Raw genomic sequence first — 18771 nt, 5'->3', positions numbered from 1 at the left:
AACGTTCCGGGCACGGCAGGCCCCGATCCGGGAGAATGCCATGCTCACCCAACGTCCCGATCCGCTTCCCGCCGCGGTCGACGTCTCGCCCGCCATGCCTCGCCCCAGTGTGGCTTGGTACGGGGTCGCCGTCCTGTTCGTCGTTCAGATCTTCTCGTTCGTCGACCGGCAGGCGCTGAGCCTGCTCATCGCCCCGATCAAGGCCGACCTCGGCATGAGCGACACCGAGGTCAGCCTCGTCATCGGGCTCGGCTTCGCGCTGGCCTACGCGGTCGCCGGATTGCCGATCGGCCGCCTCGTCGACCGAGTCTCCCGGCCCGCATTGCTGTCGGCGGGCCTCGCGCTGTGGTGCGGCTGCACCTTCCTGTGCGGCTTCGTGCGCTCGTTCCCGCAACTCGCGCTCGCCCGCTCCGGCGTCGGCATCGGCGAAGCGACCGGCACGCCCGTGGTCGTGTCGCTGCTCGGCGACTGGTTCCCCCCGCACCGGCGTGGGCTCGCCTTCGCCGTCTTCGCCGTCTCGGCCTATGTCGGCACCGGGCTCGCGCTCGTGGCAGGCAGCGGGATCGTGCACGCCTTCGAGGGGCTCACGGTCGTGGACGTGCCGCTGATCGGCTCGGTGCGCACGTGGCAGTTCGTGTTCCTGCTGATCGGTCCGCCCGGGCTGCTCGTGATCCCGTTCGTGCTCTCGCTCTACGAGCCAAGGCGGTCCGGCGTCGCCAAGGGCCAAGGGAAGCCGACCTCCGACGCGCCCGACCTGCCCCAGGTCGTCGCACACTACCGCCGGCACTGGCGCGCCTTTGCGACCCAGCACGCGGCGAGCACGCTGCTGGCCATGCTGTTCTACGGCACCGGTGCATGGGTACCGGAGTTCCTGCGCCGCACCTACGGGCTGCCGATCGCGCAGGGGGGGCTGTGGTTCGGCTGCGTCACCGTCGCGGCCGGCGCGCTGGGCGTCCTTGCCGGCGGGGTGACCTCCGACCGGATGCTGCGAGCGGGGCGGACCGACGCGCGTCTGCGGGTCACGGGCATCGCGGCCCTGTGCGCGCTTCCATTCGCTGCCGCCTTCCCACAGGCCGCAACGCCGGCCCTCGCGCTCCTGCTGGCGGGTGGCATGATCTTCTTCACCGCGGTGATATCGACCACCGGCTCGACCGGTGTGCAGGAACTCGCCCCGGCGCGGATGCGCGGCACCGCCTCGGCGGTCTACCTGTTCGTGTTCAACGGCATCGGCCTCTCGCTCGGCCCCACGGTGTTCGCCCTGCTGACCGACCGGGCATTCGGCGATGAGGCACTGCTGTGGCGGGCGATGGCGGTGGGGGCGCCGAGCCTGGCGATCCTCGCCGCGCTGGCCGCCTTCTCGGGCCTGCACCCGTATCGTGCCTGCGTGGCTGCCAACGCGGGGACCAGTGGGGCGCACGAGGCGGCTCCATCGACTTCACCTGCCTCGCCGGCATCAACCCGCATCGCCACCGCCTGACTTGGAGGCCACCATGACCGTATCGACCGAGATGGCGCCCCCCGAGGTTGCCTGGAACCGCCTCTCCGCCGAAGCGCTCAACGACCTCGCCCGCCGCGATGCGATCGTGCTGCTCCCGGTGGCCTCGACCGAGCAGCACGGGCCGCACCTGCCGACCGGCGTCGACGACTTCCTCGGCACCGCCGTCTGCCGGCGCACGGCTGAACTCGTCGCGCCGGATCGCCCGATCGTGGTCGCGCCGACTGTGTGGTGCGGCTTGGCCGACCACCACGTCGCTTTCGGCGGTACCTTCACCCTGTCGCTCGCCACCTACCACGCCCTGCTGCGCGACCTGTGCCGGTCGATCCTGGCGGCGGGCTTCCGGAAGGTCGTGCTCGTCAACAGCCACGGCGGCAACATCACCGCCTTGTCTTCGCTCGCCGTCGAACTGACGCGCGAGTTGGACGCCCCCATCGCGACGGCCACCTACTTCATGGAAGCCGCAGACGCGGTGTCCGGCATCCTTGAGGACCAGGGCAACGTGATGCACGCCTGCGAGGCGGAGACCTCGATGATGATGGCGCTGGACTCCGATCTCGTCGACGCGACGCGCCTGGCCGAGGCACACGGGCCAGGCTTCGACATTGCCGACTCTCTGATGCCGACGCTCAAGCGTGTGCGCGGGTGGCAGGAAGTCTCACGCGGCGGCGTCGCCGGCGATGCGCGGCGAGCCAGCGCGGCCAAGGGCGAGGCCGTGCTCGACGCCTGCGCCCTGGCGCTGGCCGCGCGTTTGCGGGCAGGCGACCCCTGGGCGTGAGGGTGTGACCGCGGCGGAACCGAGGAGGGAGGAAACCGTGACGACGAACGAAGTGCCTGTGGTCTATCGGATCGGCCATGCCACCGTGACCAGGATTTCCGAGATCACAGCCGAATTTCCCGCGGGCAAGCTCCTGCCGGACTACGATCCCGCCCTCGAGCGGCCGGACCCGGTCGGATCGTCGCCCGTCGATGCAGCGGGCGGACAACTCACCGTGTCTGTCCATTCCTGGCTGGTCCGGATTGGCGGCCTGACCGTGCTGGTCGACGCCGGCATCGGCAACGGGAAAACGCGCGCCTCGAAGCTGTTCGACCACCTCGACACGCCCTGGCTCGACCGCTTGGCGACCGCGGGCGCGCGGCCGGAGGACGTCACCCATGTCCTTCTGACCCATCTGCACACCGATCATGTCGGCTGGAACACCGTCCCGGGCGACGGGGGCTGGGTGCCCACCTTCCCGAACGCGCGCACGTTGATGCCGCACCGGGGCTATGAGCTGTTCATGTCGCCCGAAGGCCGCGCACGGCCGAACCACGACATGTTCGCCGACAGCGTGCTGCCGGTGGTCGCGGCGGGGCGGACGGAGTTCGTACCGCCGGAAGGGGGCGAGTCGCTCGCCGACTTCACCTACGTGCCGACGCCGGGGCACAGCCCGGACCACATGTCGATCCTGCTGCGTTCGGATGGCCGGGAGGCGCTGTTCGCGGGCGACGTTCTGCACCACCCGGTGCAGGTCGCGCGCCCGGACTGGTGCTCGATGTTCTGCGAGGCCCCGGAGGAAGCGCGCCGGTCCCGACTCCGCATGCTCGACCTTGCCGCCGAGCGCCGCCTGATCTGGTTCAGTTCGCACTGCGCGGGCACGTCCGCCGGCACTGTCGCCCGGAACGGTGAACGCTTCACATGGACATTCCTCTGACCCGGCAGCCCGCCGCCGGTTGAGTGCTGTCAGGGATTCCGGTTCTGGCCAGTCCGGCGAGTACCGGATCAACAAGGGCGATGTGCCACCGGGTCCGCCGAGATCCGTGGTTATGTAGCAGGCAACTTCATGCTCGGTCACCTGAGAAAGGTCTGCTTGGATGTGCTGCCGCCTGCTAGCAGACAGGTGGCTTTCGGCGAAGGTCAGTCGTTTGGGCCATGGCAACCAGCATACCCGGAAGCGGACGCCCCCATCTTCCGCAAAGGGTCAGCCTCAACCTTCGATGACAGCGGCGTAGCGAACGCGTTCGTCAGTAGCAGCTGGAGGACGCGGCACGTCTGTCGGTAAACATTATAGACCGGAGATGATCGCCAAACCTCACATCATCCCTCCGACGAAAGTAACGAGGCAATATTCGACGACAGCAGGAAGAATATGTTGCGGATCAGCCGCTAGTCGTGTCCACTTGTCTTCGGCAGCAAAAACATCATCGCTCGAAAACGACGGGAACTATAAATTTCAGATTATCTTTATCTACAAAGTACGGCGGCTCGCCCAGCTTCCTTCCTGGAGTTACAACCCCGTATACCTCTCTGATGATCGTTGTATCTCCCAAAAAGTCAATCACACGAGCTTCCAGAACGACACCTTCGGTATCGAGTTGAAGATAAGCAATTGCAGCACCAATCTTGTAACTTCTTTTCCGTGCGAGCTTATTTATATTGATTAATAGTTGCTTCACGTAAACGACAGAAGCACCAATATAGGAGGTGTCATCAGGATTCCCGGCTAGATTGAACTCCCTGATGTATCGATTATCTCTCGACGATATATGGCGTTTAAAATTGTTGAAATCATCCATATCGCATACGTCAAAGGCAGATGCGGCTCTGTTTGTTTTCTGCGACACGTGCGCGTCATCGGAATCTTTGATGACTTCTTCTGTGATTTCCGAGCTGATATCGTTATATCTTCTTATTTCGAAAAAGAACGCTATGAATTTCTTACTATACGTTGAGCTTTGATTCGCAGCAGCTGCTACCGTACCGTTCTCTGCTACGAAAATGACAAGAAGCGCAAACATGATGGCACGCATAGCTGCCTCCATTGCATCTGCGCACTGCCTGTCCAAAAGAGTTGCAAACTCAGGCTACCCAGGCAGCGAAGTCCCAACAGGCGCACCGTCAACACCTGGGAACAGCTGAGGTTCCTGAGCGAAGCTGTGCGGATGTAAATTGAGATACGAGGAGGATGGACCGCCCTGGCTTACGGCAATGGGCTAAGACCGAAATAGTCGAGCTTGGCACTCCGGCAATACAGTCGATTTATCGCGCGTCCATCTGCCTGGACGTGAGGGGCTCCGCCACACCTTGCACTTCAGTCGAGTCTCCCGTGGCGCGAAGTGACATGGCGCTGAAGGGGCGAGATGCGCTACTGAGCTAAACCGCTTCCGCAGTAGGGGTGGCCAGCAATGCCGATGAGATGGTCGGCCCAGCGGGGCCTGTCTGAAGATCGTGGGGCCACCCCGTCTCGGACAGGAGCCCCTTATGAGCAACCAAACCGCAATTACCCACACTAAGTCGCCTGGATCGGATACAGCATAATTCGCTGTGATGTGCTTCCGATGTCACGCTGTCCACCCTCACTGGTGGTACAGGCGGTACAAGCGATACAGGTCGTACTCGAAGGAGAAATCTAGGAAGCGGGTGGTACAGGGTAACCTATAAAGTAAGACAAACAAGTTTTTCCCTTAGGTTAGTACCGCTCTGTACCCGCTCCCGTACCACCTGCTTCCTGGATTTCCCCTTCGAGTACCACCCGTACTGCCCGGTGCAGGATAGCGCTTCCAACATCGGTCAGTTCCGCTCCAGCTCGGCCTGAAACAGGATTGCGGTGAGGACCTGAGAGACGACGGATACATTTCTGTGCTAACCCTTTTGCTCCGGCGGCAATCCCACAGAACTGACCGCTGCTTCTTCGTGCTGCCTTATTTGTGGCTAGCGTGACCTTCACGGACTGAAGGGAGGTCAGGATCGTGGGGGGAGCACTTGTAACGGCTCGCAGGATCTCTGTGGCCGCCGCTGTAGGACTTGCTTGCGTTTGCGTGGCCACCAGCGCACAAGCGGAATCTGCGAATGACGGATTCCCAAATCTGCCGCTACCGCCGACGATCGTGGGCTTGGTTGGCCTGCCGACGATTTACAACAAGGGCCGCAGCGCCTACCTCGACATGCTCACACAGGAGGCCATCCGGCAGGGGCTGCCGCCGGCCGTCGCTGATGCCGTCGCGCAGGTCGAGACAGCCTACAACCCGAACGCCATCGGCGGTGTCGGCGAGGTTGGGCTAATGCAGGTCCGGCCGCAGACTGCCGCCATGCTGGGCTACCGAGGAACCGATGCCGATTTGGCCGAACCCACGACGAATGTGCGCTATGGGGTGGCCTATTTGGCTCGGGCGTGGCGTCTCGCGGGCGGCGATCTGTGCCGGGCGCTGATGAAGTATCGAGCTGGCCATGGCGAGGAGCGGATGACGCCGCTCTCGGTTGAGTACTGCCGAAGGGCGCGGGCGCACTTGGCCCTCATCGGCTCGCCCCTGGCTGGCGAGATTGCACCACCAACCGAACCCGGGCCCACCTCGGCCTCTGCGGCAGCCGCTCAACCTCGAAAGCCAAGCCCTTCCTCCTTACCTCAAGCTGCATCTGTTGAACCGCACAGACCACGTGAGACGACCAAGGCAACGCGCTCGATTGCCGACGCTGGCGCTGGCAACAGCTCGCGGCCGGCTGAACGCCGCTCAGCACAGGCAAGGATCGTCCTTCCTCCCTCACGCCCACCGACCGTCAAGCTGGCATCGGTTTCAATTGGGGCTGATGTCCTTACGGCTGCCCAGACCGCACTCCAGCTAAAGAAGCAGGAGCAAACCCGGCGGATCTGGGCTGAGCGCGATGCGCGGCTGAAGGCCATCGATGCCAAGCTCAAGCGGTCCGGACTGATCATTGCAACTGGTATCTGAGACGGCAACAACAACGGCGTCGCCCGATCCATTCAGCCGCCTAGCAATTTGCAGCGGCCGCGGCATCCGCAGCCCAGCATCAGAAATTTTAGAAGTGGAACATCGAGGATTGTTATTCCGTAAGATGCTTACGATGAGCAAGGCCGACCGGTATCTTCGCCGCCATCAACCCGGATGCTGCAGCTAGGATGCCGCACGGCCCAATACTCTGTAGGCATTTACTCGAGAGGTGATTTGGTGCGGCAAAGAGTGTGCCACGCCTTTGGGTTGTGGTTCGGGTGGTTGTTAGCCGCTGTTGGTGGTGAGCAGGATGGCGAAGGGGCTCGCCTTGGTCTTGAGGGTGACGGTCGCTACGACGGTGCGCACGTCCGCCTCTCCCCGAGCCGCCCACATCGCTCGGTAGCCGTTCGTCACCTTCCGCTGCACGACCGCCGGGCGTGGCGCCCGCAGGCGTTCGGCCCGCATTCGCTTGGAAGCGGTGCAGTACGACCGGGAAGCCCGGTTTGCCTTCGGCTCGCCCTTCAGCCCTCAGGGGTCGTAAGAGTGGTACAAGGGGTACAGGCGGTACTGCAGAGCGAAGACAAGCAGGTTTAGGTGGTACCTGGGGTGGGACAGTGTGATACCGCCAGGTTGCTGGCGAGGGGCCTGTCTCACCTTGTACCCGGCCCAGTACCACTTATTCCGTGGATTTCCCCTTCGAGTACCACCTGTACCACCTGTCCCGCCTAAAAATGGCCGGATGCTGTTGGTGAGTTTTGATCCGCTTTCGATGGATATTGTTGAAAAACTCCGTTTGGGGCTCGCTCTTGTGCGCCAGCATAAAACAGGTTGGGCCGGTGCGCTGCAGTTGCCACTACCTGTAGAGGAGCCGAAGGGCGTCAGGGTCTTTTCCAACAATATCGATGCCTGCGGTCACCGAGCCAGCGGCTGCTTCGCGCCGATTTCGTTGCAAAACTCGCGGGCAGGCTGGATCAGCGGTGGCTGCGAGGAGCGACCCTCGTGGGGCACGGAGTGCCTCCCGCCGATCAAGCCGGGCTCGGCTGCGGGACCGGGACGAGCTTGGCGAGCTTCCTCAGGTTCTGAGCAGCTGCGGCGAGGTGGAACTCGTCGCGGGCTCCGTTCGGACCCCGCAGCCGGAGCCGATCCAGCTTCAAGAGGCGCTTGAGGTGGGCAAACAACATCTCGACCTTCTTGCGCTCACGCCGCGACGTCTTATGTGGCAGCGCTGGCAGAAGGCCGCGAGGTTGGCATCCGCATTGTTCGAGGGATCGTGATCCCGGTGCGCCGTCGCCAGCACCACCCGCGTCGTGCGCACCCTCCCGAGCAGATCCTCGACCTTCGGCCGGCCGCGCAGCCGCCGCCCCGAGCCGTCCCGCCACGCTCCGATCTCGCCATCCCACCAGCGTCCGTCGCTGAGATGGAAGACCTGCTGCAGGTGGGGCCGGCCGCAGGACTCGCACCGCCCGCCCGCGCGGCGGAACCGGATCACGGCGGAGAGCTGCGGCCAGTCGATGGGGTAGAAGAACCGGTGCTCGGGCCGGATCGGCATCCCTGCTCCTCGGCCCGAGGCCTGATCGGGGGCCCACCTTAGCTCCCCAGGGTTAAGCCAAGCGTGCCGCGGCCGGCGATCGTCTCGCCGGGAGCGCTCAGTCCCAGGAGCCAGCCTCGGGAGGAAGAGGACGGCAGGGGGCTTCGGACGGGGTGGACGGTCGGAGAGAGGCTCCGGCACCCGTCGCGAAAGCCCGCCGATGGCCCGAGCTTCCTCGCCCGCGCGCAGCACCCGCACCGAGCGCGCCAGCCTCTACCGGGAGATCACGGACAAGATCATCGCTCAGCTCGAAGCCGGCTGCGTGCCCTGGGTCCAGCCCTGGAGCACCGGCCCCGGCACCGCCGCGGTGACCATGCCTCGCAACGCCGCCTCGACCCGAGCTTACAGTGGCATCAACGTCATGCTGCTCTGGGCCGCTGCGATCGAGAACGGCTACGCGACCCAGCGCTGGCTCACCTTCCGCCAGGCGCTCAGCCTCGGCGGCTGCGTGCGCCGTGGCGAACACGGCACCACCGTGGTCTATGCCGACCGCTTCACCCCGGAAGACGAGCGCCAGCGTGCCGACCGCGACGGCGATCAGGCCCGCCAGATCGCGTTCCTGAAGCGCTTCACCGTCTTCAATGTCGCCCAGTGCGACGGCCTGCCTACGGAGATGCTCGTCCCCGCGCCGCCGCGCGAGGACCTCATCCTCCCGCGCTTTCGTGCCCTGATGGAGGCCTCCGGCGTGACCATCCGCATCGGCGGCCACATGTCCTTCTATCGGCCAGCCGACGACGTGATCGTACTGCCCCCGCCCGAGGCCTTCCACGAGCCGATCAACTTCCACCGCACCGCCGCGCACGAGCTCTCCCACGCCACCGGCCACGCCTCGCGCTTGAACCGCGAGATGAAGGGGCCGCGTGGCGGCGCCTGCTACGCCCGCGAGGAACTCGTGGCCGAGATCTCGGCGGCTTTCGTCTGCGCGAGCCTCGGCATCGTCCCGACCGTGCGCCACGCCGACTACATTGGGGCGTGGCTTGAGGTCCTGCGCGAGGACGACCGCGCCATCGTGCGGGCCGCCTCCCACGCCAGCAAGGCGGCCGATTGGCTGCTTGGCCGCCTGCTCGATGCGGAGTCGCCCGCGTCGGCTGAGGCGGAGGCCGCCTGATGCGCTTCCGCCGCGTACCCCGACCGGAGCCCTATCGTGAGACGTCGTGCAAGCGCGCAGCGTTCCTGCGCAAGCAGCGCCTGGAACTCGAGGCGCTGCCGCTCTTTGCCGACGCGATCGCGGCTAGCCAGCACGACGTCGCCGCCGAGATGGCCTGCCGCGCCGTCTGGTGGGCCGAGGCCGAGCGCGAGCGCCGTCGCCAGCGGACCGCCGGCTGGCGGCAGGCCCGGGCCCGCCTGTTCGCGCTCGACACCGCGCTCCGGCGCACAATTCGTGCCCTATGGCGGACCTGCCGCTATCCAGGCGATCCGCCCTATCTCGCCGGGCTTCTGCACCAGATCGCCGTCGGGCGCTTCGACCCGCACCGGCCGCCGTGGCTGTTCCACCCGGCGACCTTCGACGCGGCGTTCCGCCGGATCGGGCGGCGCACGGTCGGGGGCGGCCCCAAGACGGCCCCGGCCAACGAACTCGTCTTCCGTGGCAATCTCGGCGCGGGCATCCTTTTCCTGACCTCGCGCGTGCGCCTGATCGATCGACGCCGACAAATCGCTCCTATCCACGCTTCACAGCGTCTTCCTGCCCCGGCCGAAGACCCCGATCCAGGGGCCGGCCGGCGTCCGGGCTTCCTTCGCTTGGCAAGCGGCGAAGGACCCGGTTCTCGGAAAGACCTGCACCGTCGTCCTCGAACCGATGTCGCCAACTACTGACGGCAACCTCAACGGCGGCGACGGTTCGGCTTTTTCGGCAGCGCGTGCGCCCAGGCCGTCTTGAGCGCGCTGACAAGCTCCTCCTCGCTCAGCGCGGACAAACGGCCAGTCGTCCATCCCTGCTTGCCCCAGGCATTCGGCACGGGGCTGAAGGCGTCGGGGGCCAGGAGGCATTTGAACTCCTGCTCGTCCGGGCTGAACTTGAAATTGGCTGTGCGGCCATCCGCCGCCAACGTCACATAGATGCGGGCGACCTTGAACGCGGCACGGTCGAAATGCGGGCTCTCGACAGTGCCCTCCAGCGCTAACGCCGCTCGTCGCAAATCATCTCCCGTGGTCACTCGTCACCCCTCGTAGCCGCTTGGTGCCGTCGTCCCGCATGAGCATGCGAGTTGCGGTATCGAGCCTGATCTCGTGACCGATGCGCTTGGCGAACACGCGCCGCACTTCGAACGCCCAACGGCGCTCCGCCGCCGACAGCGTGCGATCGAACACAAACCAGCCCAGCCGCTGGGAAAGAACGACCCTGAGCGGACGTCCAAAGCCGTTCAGTCTGCCGCAGCAAAATGCGCCATCTGGTCCGCATGCGCCTTCAGGAAGGCCGGACGCGCCGTCGCGCGCGCGACGTAGGCGCGACAGCTGGGAAAACCCGCCAGCCCCTCAAAGCGGTCCACGAGGCGCAGCACGTCGGCCATGAGGATGTCGGCTACGGAAAAGACCCCCCGGGCCACCCATTCGCGTCCGGCCAGCACCGGCTCCATGTGCTGAAGTCGAGCGTTGAGGAATTGATTGAGAGGCGTCCATCCCGGCGTATCGCCTGTGTCGCCGGAGAACTGGACAATGGACCAGGGCAGGCTCGCCATCTCGACTGAGTTGAGCGCCGCGAACACCCACTCCAGAACTTCGCTGCGGCCACGGGGATCGGCAGGCATCAGGGCCTCGCTGCGCTCGCCGAGATGAACCAGGATCGCGCCGCTCTCGAAGGTCGAGAGGTCTCCATCGGTCAGCCACGGCACCTGGCCGAAGGGCTGGTGCGCGAAGTGCTCGGCGCCCCGCTTTCCGAACGGCACACTCTCGACGCGATACGGCAAACCGGCCTCTTCCAGAGCCCAACGCACCCGCAGGTCACGCACATAGCCCCGAGGCATCTCGGGAACCCAATCGAAGGTGTGGAGAACGAGGTCGGCCATGAGCTTCTCCGGCTTGCGTGCGTCTTTGACCAAGGACGCACGACCGCGTCCCGTGCCGACAATCGAGGCGCACTCCCACCCTCAGCACGCGTTCAAGAGGTCCGCTTCCGGGCAGCGCACCCTGGCCCACCGACCTTAGGGCATTTTCAGCTTATTTTGCGTAATATCCTGCTCCGGCGTAGTAGTTGGAGCATTCGGCAGGCGTGAAGGCATCGAAGATGCGCAGGATGGCTTGGCGCAATCCGTTGAAGGAGTGTTCGGCCGCCTTGCTCAGGAGGGCCTTCAGCTTGGCGAAGGCACGCTCGATCGGATTGAACTCCGGACTGTTCAGTCCGGTCTTCATGCGGGTCGTCCTACGAACGCTGGCCGAGCTGATCCGTCGGCACCAGGTGCGCATGGTGCGCTGCGAGCGTTGAGCACGGGGGTCTCGTCAGCCTCAGCGACCGGTATTCTCAGCGCTCGAGGCCTCCGTCCTCACGGGCCTTCGTCACGACCTCGTCGACTGACAGCGGGACGTGCGGAAGGATTTCCTCACTGTCGTCATGGCAGCGGTCTCCGGCTAGAAATTCGAGATATCTCTTCAAGTTCTTGAAGATATCGAATTGACCACCGTAAAGGGCGCAAATGATCGGCTCTTCGTCTTCGGCTGGCCAAGCCAAATAAGTTGCCTCGCGCCTCTCCGTATTGATGCCGTAGATGGCGGTTCGCGACGGGGTAGTCATTGCGGGAGGGGCGTGTGTCCAATTTTGAACACGAAGATCATAGTGCTTTCTTATTTGTGTATCATCGGATGCGATCGCAACTTTGTCCAACCCCAGCCAGGTTTGGCCAATCGCTGCATTTTCCCATTCGTAAGCACATCGAAACCTCTCCCTGAGCATGGGGCTGAGTTTGATCTTTTTCGATGGATCAAACGTGGCGATCCCATCCATCGTGTGAGAGCATCGTCTCATCGATTGCTGGATGCCGTCCTGTTCATTCAAGACCCAGAGCTGCTTCAGCAAGAATTCAATGCTGCTTGCCATGTGAACTCCCATCGAAAATCCAAGCCAAACAGGAGGCTGGCATTGCGTTGCGACCCTCGGATGGGCTCCCGGAACGGGGCGCCTACCGCCACCGATCGCTGGCGCTGACGCCGATCTCACGTCCCTGCCAACGAGCCAGCTCGATCGCGACGCGCGTCCAGAACCACACCCGCTGTCCGTGCGGCCGGCGCGCGCGATCCCGCGCCACGTAATAGGCTTCGGCCCCGTAGCGGCCCTGCATGATCCGGGCCCGAGCCCGCACGCAGGCCCAGCGGCGCGCGCGTCGCCTCAGCCACATGGCGCGTCCAGCCTAACCTGGGCGGGGGTATGGTGCTCCAGTCAGGTTCGGGCGGCACTCGCGCGACCAAACCGTATTGTGATCAATCGAGCCGCACACAGATCGCCTCCCCGGGAAGCTCGTGTCTGCGGTGCGCCCCCGCAAACGAGCCGAAGACCATCCCTAGTCGGGGAGTTGGAAAACCGAGCACACCCGGTCCCTACGACCTTTAGCACCGGAGCGCCTGGACATGCGTCGCAGGCTCCCCGACCGCATGGTCAAGGAATCCGGTGCCCAAGCCGGCGGGCACCAAGCCGGTGTGCTCGGGGTTTCCACGCCCCAGGGCGGCGCGTACCGCCCCATGGCGATAATAGGCCGTTGCGTCAGGTGATTCCAGCCCATGGCAGCCGGTGGGCAGCAAGAGGGAGAGGAGGGCTGGGGAGGTCACGACGGGGATGAGGGATCGGGAGAGAGGCTCCCGGCCGCCCGTCGCGGAGATCCCGACATGGCTGCCAGCAAGAAGATCACCCTCGCGTCCGCCCGCACCATCCCCTTCGACAAGCTGGTGCTCAGCCAGGCCAACGTCCGGCGCATCAGCCACGGCCAGACCATCGAGCAGCTCGCCGAGGACATCGCCCATCGCGGCCTGCTCCAGTCCCTGTGCGTGCGCCCCGTCCTCGACGCTGATGGCGCCGAGACCAGCCTGTTCGAGGTGCCCGCCGGCGGCCGCCGCTTCCGGGCCCTGGAGCGGCTGGTGAAGACCCGGCGCATGACCAAGACCGCCCCGGTGCCCTGCATCGTGCGCGAGCCCGGCAGCGCGATCTCGGCCGAAGAGGACTCGCTGGCCGAGAACGCCATGCGCGAGCAGCTCCACCCCCTCGATCAGTTCCGGGCCTTCAAGGCCCTGATCGAGGCCGGCCTGAGCGAGGAGGACGTCGCCGCCCGCTTCTTCGTCACGGTCACCATTGTGAAGCAGCGCCTCAAGCTCGCCTCGGTCAGCGAGACGCTCCTGGCCGCCTACGCGGCCGAGGAGATGACGCTGCAGCAGCTCATGGCCTTCACGGTGTCGCCCGACCACGCGCAGCAGGAACAGGTGTGGGACGCGATCCGGCAGCAGCGCTATCCCGCTCCGGCCTACACGATCCGCCAGATGCTCACCCGCGAGCAGGTGCCCAGCAGCGACCCCCGGGCGCAGTTCGTGGGCACGGAGGCGTATGAGGCGGCCGGCGGCAGCGTCATCCGGGACCTGTTCTCCGAGGAGGGCGAGGGCTGGTTCAAGGACCCGGCGCTCCTCGACCGCCTCGCCACGGAGAAGCTCCAGCTCCTGGCGGCCGAGGTGCGGGCGGAGGGATGGAAGTGGGTCGAGGTCGCCCTGCACTTCCCCTACGGGCACAAGAACGGCCTGAGCCGCGTCTTTCCCGAGCCGGTGCTCACCGACGAGGAGACAGCCGCCCGCGACGCGCTGCGCGCGGAGTACGATGACCTCGAGCAGCAGCATGCCGGCGACGGCGACCTGCCGGAGGAGGTCGACGCGCGCCTGGCCGAGCTGGAGCGGGCGATCGAGGCCTTCGACGCCCGGGCGTTCCGCTATGCCCCCGCGGACATCGCGATCGCCGGCGCGTTCGTCAGCCTGGACCACGACGGCGAACTGCGGATCGAGCGGGGCTACGTGCGCCTCGGCGACCTGCCGATCGAGAGCCCGGCGGCCCCGGAGGGCGACGCCGCTGGCGTTCCGGAGGGCGAGACGCCCGCGGTGCAGTGCGTGGTGTTCACGATCGGAGGCGCTCCGCAGGGGACTGAACCGGCCCCCGAGCCTGACGAGGCCGAGACGGACCGTCCACTCACCGAGCGGCACATGATGGAGCTGACCACCTATCGCACGCTGGCGCTGCGCGAGGCGCTGGCGGATGACCCCGATGCCGCCTTCCTCGCCGTGCTGCACGCGATGGTGCTGCGGGTGTTCCATCTCTCGGGCGACTCGTGCCTGGAGATCACGACCCGCAGCACGAGCCCGGACCGTTCGGTCGAGGGCCTGGCGACGTTCGGCCCGGCCACTGCGCTCCAGAGCCGGCGGGATCTCTGGGCCGGCCAGTTGCCGCGCCAATCGGCGGCGCTGTGGGATTTCCTGCTGGGTCTCGACGCCGACTCGCGCGCCAGCCTGTTCGCGCTCTGCGCGGGCCTGAGCGTCAATGCCATGCAGCTTCCCCACGACAGTCGGCCGGCGGCCATCGCGCATGGCCACCGCGTCGCCGAGCTGGTGGGGCTCGCCATGGCGCGGCACTGGGAGCCGACGGCGGCCAACTTTTTCGGCAAGGTCACGAAGAGCCGCATCCTGAGCGCGGTGCGGGAGGCCCGGGGCGAGCAGGCGGCCCAGCTCATCGATCACCTGAAGAAGGCCGACATGGCGCGGGAGGCGGAGCGGCTCCTGGCGGGGTCCGGCTGGCTGCCGCAGCCGCTGCGCACGCCGGGGCTCGACCGCGGCGCCCTGCCCGCAGCGGACATGGATCATGAGAGGGGGACCGCAGCCTCCGAGCCGGAGGCCCGGCCGGAGGCGTTGCCGGCGTTCCTGGCCGCCGAGGACGGGACTGATCCGGAGGTTGGCGACCGGGGCTCCTACGCCGTCGCCGCCGAATAGGCACGAGCTCGCAAGGAGCCGAGGGCTGGAAGCTCCGGCCTTCTGCCGGTGTCATGGAATGCGAGGCTCGCCGTGCTATGTAGGTAGAAAATAGAAACTTAGGAACCTGGGAGCCTTGCCATGGCACTGAGCATCAAAGACCCGGAAACCGAGCGGTTGGCGCGAACGCTGGCTGAACGCACAGGAGAAACCATCACGGTCGCCACCCGGAAAGCGCTGGAGGAGCGCCTGCGCCGCGTCGGCTCCGACGCGCGCAAGGCGGCGCTGCTCGAAGATCTGGCCGCCTGCCGTCGCCGGTGGAGCACCCTCCCTGTCCTCGACCCCCGCAGCGCCGACGAGATCCTCGGCTATGACGAGAACGGATTGCCAGGCTGATGGTCATCGACACATCCGCCATCGTCGCAATCGCGCTCGATGAGCCGGAGGCGGCCGGCTTCGAACGCAAGATCGCCGACGACCCTGTGCGTCTGATCTCGGCCGCCACGGTTCTCGAGGCTGCCATGGTGCTGGAAACCCGCCTCGGCGAAGCCGGCGGGAGCGAGCTCGATCTGTGGCTGCACAAGGCCGAGGTCGAGATCGTTGCGGTCGAGCCGGAACACGCTGATCGGGCTCGGCGCGCCTGGCGGCGTTACGGCAAGGGCCGCCATTCCGCCGGGCTGAACTTCGGCGACTGCTTTTCCTATGCGCTTGCCGCCCTGACGGGAGAACCGCTCCTCTTCAAAGGCAACGATTTCTCGCAAACCGACGTTCGGGCCGCATAACACGGCCTCACGCGGAGCCGCGGGCTGCCGGCATCACCGGGCGGGCGGCCTGACCGCGGCCCGCTTGCGGCCGAGGCCGGCCGCCCGTGCGAGTGCGGAGCGCTCTTCCGAATAGGCCGCCGCCACCATCGGGTAGTCGGGCGGCAGGCCCCATTTCGCGCGGTATTGCTCGGGTGTCAGGCCGCGCGTCGTCAGGTGCCGCCTGAGCGACTTGTAGGGCTTGCTGTCCTCGAAGCTGATCAGCGCCTCATGCGAGATCGAGCGGCGGATCTGCGCCGGCGTCGCCCGGGGCGTCTGCGGCTCGGCGGGCTCAGGTGCCCGGCCCCTACCGATCGCCGCATGAACGGAGGCGATCAGGTCCGGCAGCTCGGCGGGTCGGAGACTGTTGTTGGACACGTAGGCCATCACGATTGTGGCCGTCCGGACGATCGCTTCATCCGGCTGCTGCGCGACCTGATTGACCACCCTGATCCTCCCGGTGAAAGAGGTCAGATGGGGCTTGGCAGTCGTAACCGTCAAGACCTTCGGCTCCTGTTCTCGACGGCCGGACAGGTCTTCGAGCGCGAACCGTGCGGGTGCGCGCCGATGTTCGAAAGCAAGAGGGCAGCGGGCGAAGGATGAACCTTGGGGAAGGTGGCGAGACGGCCGCTCCCCGAGGCGCACCCTTCAGAGCCAGCCCGTGACCCAAAGGATGGGCCAACTATCCTCGCCATGCTCCTGGCCCGGCTTCCGCTCATCCGGTGTATCTCTACGGCAGCCTGGCTTCGTCCTTTCGCACCCGGAGACTTCCATGCCGTCGCATCCGGCAGCCGAGCTCGCGCGCCGTCTCGGCGAGATCGCCGAGGTGGTCTGCCGTCACTACCTCTCCAATGGCCGCCGGCAGGGCCGCTACTGGCTCGTCGGCGATGTGAACAACAGCGCCGGCTCGTCCCTGTACGTGCGCCTGACCGGCCCCAGCTCCGGCAAGGGCGCGCGCGGCCGATGGGTCGATGCCGCGAGCGGCGAGTACGGCGACCTCCTCGACCTGATCCGGCTCAACCGCGGCCACGACGACTGGCGCGAGACCCTGGAGGAGGCGCGCGAATTCCTGCGCCTGCCGAGGCCCGCCCGGCCGGAGGCCTCAGGCCAGGGCGGACCGGCGCTTGCGACGCGTGACACGGTGGAGGCTGCCCGGCGCCTGTTCCGGTCCGGGCGATCCGTGGCCGGCACGCCCGCAGCCACCTACCTCGCCGGGCGTGGGCTCGCCCGCGCCATCGGCCTGCCCGCCCTGCGCTACCATCCGCGCTGCTACCATCGTGTCTCGGACGACGAGCCATCCCAGCAGCATCCAGCCCTGCTGGCCGCCGTCACCGACCTGCACGGCACGGTCACCGGCGTCGCCCGCACTTGGCTTGCTCCGGACGGGCGCGGCAAGGCGGCGCTGGCCGACCCGCGGCGCTCTCTCGGCCACCAGCTCGGCCACGGGGTCCGGTTCCCCGGCGCCGTGCCGGACACGCTGGTGGCCGGCGAGGGGCTGGAGACCACGCTATCGGTGCACGCCGTGATGCCGGCGATCTCAGCGGCGGCGGCCCTCTCGGCCAACCACCTCGCCGCCCTCGTCCTTCCTCCCGGCCTGCGGCGCCTCTATGTCGCCCGCGACGGCGATCCGGAGGGCGTGCGCGCCTACACGACCCTGCGAGCCCGGGCCGAGGCCGCCGGCGTCCCCGAGGTATGGGAGCTCGTGCCGGCGGCCGATGACTTCAACACCGACCTGATGGCGCGCGGCCCGGGCGGCCTGGCGCTCCATCTCGCGCCCCAGCTCGCGGAGCAGGATGCGATGCACTTCCTCCGCCTCGAGGCCATCGAGCCTGACGCGGTGGTCTGAGCCGATCGGAGAGAGGAGCGTGAGGGCTGATCGACGGGCAGGCCCCGCGGCCCGGAGAGCCCGCGCAGCGGCCTTCTTCAGAGGGCGACCGATACCGGGTCGGTTGTCGCGCGCAACAGCCTGCGGCTGTCCTCCGCTCCGCTCCGGCCCTCCGGGTGCGCGCGCCACCCTGACCCGGTGAGGAGTCGCCATGAAGGCCGCGGCGGTCGCGGCTTCCCGGACCCGAAGGCGCTCCCATGCTCGACTCCCCCGTTTCCTCCTTCACGGATCACCATGGCGCCGGTCAGGGCGGCCACCTGCTGGAGGAGCTGCTGACGCACCACTACCGCCCCTTCGAGCAGGACGCCGATCCGCGCCCGCTGCCGGAGCCCGAGGCAGTCGAGAGCGCGATGCTCGGCGCCATGAACGCCCTGGCCGACGTCTTCGCCGGCACCCGCCTCGAGGACGATGCCTCGGACCTGCTCTGGGGCTTCGTCAACCTCTTCCACCGGCGGGCCGAACAGCTCGACCGCAAGCTCGACGACAACGAGCTGGCGCAGCGCCAGTCCCAGGGCGAGCAGGACGGCAGCGAGGTCCGCTCGGTCGAGCTGGAACGGCTGATCGCGCTGGGGCTCAGCCTGACGGAGCGGCGCAACGCCTTCGAGTTCGCCCGCGACGCCGCGGCCGAGGTCTATCGCGTCCACACCGGCTCGCTCTGGCGCCCCCGCTCCGGCTCGCAGGTCAACCACCGCACCATGACGGCGGCGATGATCGACAGCCGGGACTTCCTCGCGGCCAAGCGCAAGGCCGAGACCGAGATCCTGGTGCCGCCGGGGCCGCGGATCGCCTTCACCGGCGGCCAGGACTATCAGGACGTGGAACGGATCTGGGTGGTGCTCGACCGGGTGAAGGCGAAGCACCCCGGCATGGTGCTGCTGCACGGCGGCAGCCCGAAGGGAGCGGAGCTGATCGCGGCGAAGTGGGCCGACAGCCGCCAGGTGCCGCAGGTGGCGTTCCGTCCCGACTGGACGAAGCACGGCAAGGCCGCCCCCTTCCGGCGCAACGACGCGCTGCTGGAGGCGATGCCGATCGGGGTCGTCCATTTCCCGGGCGGCGGCATCAGCGACAACCTCGCCGACAAGGCTCGCGCCAAGGGCATTCCGGTGCAGCGGGGCGTGCGGGCCGGCGCTTAGGCGCCGGCTCGTTCCGGAAGCCACAAAGTCGATTAAAGATCATACTGGTTAGCGATCTAGATCCAGAAAATCATCGCCGAAATTACATGACAAAACTGTCGGATATCGGCGCTTAATAAGCATCCACGGCGAGCACCTTCTCGGCTATGAGGGCGAAAGGACGTTCGACGTCACCTATGAGATCCGCTGTTGAGAAGTATTGAGCGAGGCAGGTGACCCGCGCGCCGCCGATGCCTCGTCCC

General features: G+C 66.7%; 18 protein-coding genes and 3 pseudogenes. 11 read left to right on the top strand and 10 right to left on the bottom strand.

Features of this window, described 5'->3' with window-relative positions:
* Nucleotides 1–40 precede the first annotated feature (40 nt).
* The 3 genes from MNOD_RS36540 to MNOD_RS36530 are packed head-to-tail and all read left to right on the top strand — an operon-like array spanning nucleotide 41 to nucleotide 3189.
* Nucleotides 41–1477: an MFS transporter gene (locus tag MNOD_RS36540; protein WP_015933996.1), complete on the top strand. Its 1437-nt coding sequence runs from the start codon at nucleotides 41–43 to the stop codon at nucleotides 1475–1477.
* 13 nt (nucleotides 1478–1490) lie between these two features.
* Entirely contained in the window at nucleotides 1491–2273 is a 783-nt protein-coding gene (locus MNOD_RS36535) for a creatininase family protein (protein WP_015933995.1), read from the top strand.
* A gap of 4 nt (nucleotides 2274–2277) precedes the next feature.
* Complete coding sequence (locus tag MNOD_RS36530) at nucleotides 2278–3189, top strand: MBL fold metallo-hydrolase (protein WP_198157695.1); 912 nt, start codon at nucleotides 2278–2280, stop codon at nucleotides 3187–3189.
* Between the two features lie 487 nt (nucleotides 3190–3676).
* Here MNOD_RS36530 and MNOD_RS44695 read toward each other — a convergent pair whose 3' ends face one another.
* A complete protein-coding gene (locus MNOD_RS44695) occupies nucleotides 3677–4285 on the bottom strand; it encodes a hypothetical protein (RefSeq protein ID WP_015933993.1) in 609 nt (202 codons plus the stop codon).
* Nucleotides 4286–5293: 1008 nt separating this feature from the next.
* On the opposite strand from MNOD_RS44695, the gene MNOD_RS50835 reads away from it, so the two are divergent.
* Nucleotides 5294–6202, top strand: coding sequence for a lytic transglycosylase domain-containing protein (locus MNOD_RS50835; RefSeq protein WP_425277528.1), 909 nt, complete (start codon nucleotides 5294–5296; stop codon nucleotides 6200–6202).
* A 285-nt stretch (nucleotides 6203–6487) separates the two neighbouring features.
* On the opposite strand, the pseudogene MNOD_RS36520 reads toward MNOD_RS50835, so the two are convergent.
* The 3 genes and pseudogenes from MNOD_RS36520 to MNOD_RS36515 all read right to left on the bottom strand — a co-directional run.
* Nucleotides 6488–6649 (bottom strand): annotated as a pseudogene (locus MNOD_RS36520) (IS66 family transposase); the annotation flags it as partial.
* Between the two features lie 578 nt (nucleotides 6650–7227).
* Nucleotides 7228–7410: pseudogene (locus MNOD_RS44685) on the bottom strand (transposase); the annotation flags it as partial.
* A complete protein-coding gene (locus tag MNOD_RS36515; protein ID WP_043753483.1) occupies nucleotides 7353–7751 on the bottom strand; it encodes a hypothetical protein in 399 nt (132 codons plus the stop codon). The pseudogene MNOD_RS44685 and the gene MNOD_RS36515, both read right to left, overlap by 58 nt.
* Before the next feature lie 199 nt (nucleotides 7752–7950).
* Between MNOD_RS36515 and MNOD_RS36510 the strand changes: the two genes are divergently transcribed.
* Nucleotides 7951–8898: an ArdC family protein gene (locus MNOD_RS36510; protein ID WP_015933991.1), complete on the top strand. Its 948-nt coding sequence runs from the start codon at nucleotides 7951–7953 to the stop codon at nucleotides 8896–8898.
* Nucleotides 8898–9605, top strand: a complete 708-nt coding sequence (locus MNOD_RS42105) for a hypothetical protein (protein WP_015933990.1) — start codon at nucleotides 8898–8900, stop codon at nucleotides 9603–9605. The genes MNOD_RS36510 and MNOD_RS42105 overlap by 1 nt, the downstream gene beginning before the upstream one ends.
* Nucleotides 9606–9613: 8 nt before the next feature.
* On the opposite strand, the gene MNOD_RS36500 is transcribed toward MNOD_RS42105, so the two are convergent.
* The 5 genes and pseudogenes from MNOD_RS36500 to MNOD_RS36480 form a co-directional block, all read right to left on the bottom strand.
* Nucleotides 9614–9946 (bottom strand): MmcQ/YjbR family DNA-binding protein, encoded by a 333-nt coding sequence (locus MNOD_RS36500; protein ID WP_015933989.1) that lies wholly within the window; start codon nucleotides 9944–9946, stop codon nucleotides 9614–9616.
* A 207-nt stretch (nucleotides 9947–10153) separates the two neighbouring features.
* On the bottom strand, nucleotides 10154–10795 hold the full coding sequence (locus MNOD_RS36495; RefSeq protein ID WP_015933988.1) for a glutathione S-transferase family protein: 642 nt from the start codon (nucleotides 10793–10795) through the stop codon (nucleotides 10154–10156).
* A gap of 151 nt (nucleotides 10796–10946) precedes the next feature.
* Nucleotides 10947–11120 (bottom strand): annotated as a pseudogene (locus tag MNOD_RS36490) (IS630 family transposase); the annotation flags it as partial.
* 127 nt (nucleotides 11121–11247) lie between these two features.
* Nucleotides 11248–11820, bottom strand: a complete 573-nt coding sequence (locus MNOD_RS36485) for a hypothetical protein (RefSeq protein WP_015933986.1) — start codon at nucleotides 11818–11820, stop codon at nucleotides 11248–11250.
* 82 nt (nucleotides 11821–11902) lie between these two features.
* A complete protein-coding gene (locus MNOD_RS36480) occupies nucleotides 11903–12118 on the bottom strand; it encodes a hypothetical protein (protein ID WP_015933985.1) in 216 nt (71 codons plus the stop codon).
* Between the two features lie 484 nt (nucleotides 12119–12602).
* Here MNOD_RS36480 and MNOD_RS36475 point away from each other — a divergent pair, with 484 nt between their 5' ends.
* From MNOD_RS36475 to MNOD_RS36465, 3 genes are all read left to right on the top strand, one after another.
* The gene (locus MNOD_RS36475; protein WP_015933984.1) at nucleotides 12603–14732 is read left to right on the top strand and encodes a ParB/RepB/Spo0J family partition protein; all 2130 of its coding nucleotides are present in this window, start codon (nucleotides 12603–12605) and stop codon (nucleotides 14730–14732) included.
* A gap of 120 nt (nucleotides 14733–14852) precedes the next feature.
* Nucleotides 14853–15107 carry a type II toxin-antitoxin system VapB family antitoxin gene (locus MNOD_RS36470; protein WP_015933983.1) on the top strand — a complete coding sequence of 85 codons (255 nt, stop codon included), beginning with the start codon at nucleotides 14853–14855 and terminating at the stop codon, nucleotides 15105–15107.
* Complete coding sequence (locus tag MNOD_RS36465; RefSeq protein ID WP_015933982.1) at nucleotides 15107–15493, top strand: type II toxin-antitoxin system VapC family toxin; 387 nt, start codon at nucleotides 15107–15109, stop codon at nucleotides 15491–15493. The genes MNOD_RS36470 and MNOD_RS36465 overlap by 1 nt, the downstream gene beginning before the upstream one ends.
* 33 nt (nucleotides 15494–15526) lie before the next feature.
* On the opposite strand, the gene MNOD_RS36460 is transcribed toward MNOD_RS36465, so the two are convergent.
* Nucleotides 15527–15958, bottom strand: coding sequence for a Ros/MucR family transcriptional regulator (locus MNOD_RS36460; protein ID WP_015933981.1), 432 nt, complete (start codon nucleotides 15956–15958; stop codon nucleotides 15527–15529).
* A 325-nt stretch (nucleotides 15959–16283) separates the two neighbouring features.
* Between MNOD_RS36460 and MNOD_RS36455 the strand changes: the two genes are divergently transcribed.
* Together MNOD_RS36455 and MNOD_RS36450 are read left to right on the top strand one after the other, a co-directional pair.
* Entirely contained in the window at nucleotides 16284–17357 is a 1074-nt protein-coding gene (locus MNOD_RS36455; protein WP_015933980.1) for a DUF7146 domain-containing protein, read from the top strand.
* Between the two features lie 236 nt (nucleotides 17358–17593).
* Complete coding sequence (locus MNOD_RS36450) at nucleotides 17594–18529, top strand: DUF2493 domain-containing protein (RefSeq protein ID WP_015933979.1); 936 nt, start codon at nucleotides 17594–17596, stop codon at nucleotides 18527–18529.
* The last annotated feature ends 242 nt before the right edge of the window (nucleotides 18530–18771 follow it).

Source organism: Methylobacterium nodulans ORS 2060 (assembly GCF_000022085.1).
Taxonomy (GTDB): Bacteria; Pseudomonadota; Alphaproteobacteria; order Rhizobiales; family Beijerinckiaceae; genus Methylobacterium; species Methylobacterium nodulans.
The sequence above is the reverse complement of the archived record's forward strand: the minus strand, read 5'-3'. Positions and strand labels throughout refer to the sequence as shown.

Bases quoted from the DNA above. Each gene is read 5' to 3' on its own strand.
- MNOD_RS36515 (WP_043753483.1), bottom strand. From the start codon at position 7,751: ATGCCGATCCGGCCCGAGCACCGGTTCTTCTACCCCATCGACTGGCCG.
- MNOD_RS36510 (WP_015933991.1), top strand. From the start codon at position 7,951: ATGGCCCGAGCTTCCTCGCCCGCGCGCAGCACCCGCACCGAGCGCGCC.
- MNOD_RS36535 (WP_015933995.1), top strand. From the start codon at position 1,491: ATGACCGTATCGACCGAGATGGCGCCCCCCGAGGTTGCCTGGAACCGC.
- MNOD_RS36485 (WP_015933986.1), bottom strand. From the start codon at position 11,820: ATGGCAAGCAGCATTGAATTCTTGCTGAAGCAGCTCTGGGTCTTGAAT.
- MNOD_RS36480 (WP_015933985.1), bottom strand. From the start codon at position 12,118: ATGTGGCTGAGGCGACGCGCGCGCCGCTGGGCCTGCGTGCGGGCTCGG.
- MNOD_RS36495 (WP_015933988.1), bottom strand. From the start codon at position 10,795: ATGGCCGACCTCGTTCTCCACACCTTCGATTGGGTTCCCGAGATGCCT.
- MNOD_RS42105 (WP_015933990.1), top strand. From the start codon at position 8,898: ATGCGCTTCCGCCGCGTACCCCGACCGGAGCCCTATCGTGAGACGTCG.
- MNOD_RS36475 (WP_015933984.1), top strand. From the start codon at position 12,603: ATGGCTGCCAGCAAGAAGATCACCCTCGCGTCCGCCCGCACCATCCCC.
- MNOD_RS44695 (WP_015933993.1), bottom strand. From the start codon at position 4,285: ATGCGTGCCATCATGTTTGCGCTTCTTGTCATTTTCGTAGCAGAGAAC.
- MNOD_RS36465 (WP_015933982.1), top strand. From the start codon at position 15,107: ATGGTCATCGACACATCCGCCATCGTCGCAATCGCGCTCGATGAGCCG.
- MNOD_RS36455 (WP_015933980.1), top strand. From the start codon at position 16,284: ATGCCGTCGCATCCGGCAGCCGAGCTCGCGCGCCGTCTCGGCGAGATC.
- MNOD_RS36540 (WP_015933996.1), top strand. From the start codon at position 41: ATGCTCACCCAACGTCCCGATCCGCTTCCCGCCGCGGTCGACGTCTCG.
- MNOD_RS36450 (WP_015933979.1), top strand. From the start codon at position 17,594: ATGCTCGACTCCCCCGTTTCCTCCTTCACGGATCACCATGGCGCCGGT.
- MNOD_RS36470 (WP_015933983.1), top strand. From the start codon at position 14,853: ATGGCACTGAGCATCAAAGACCCGGAAACCGAGCGGTTGGCGCGAACG.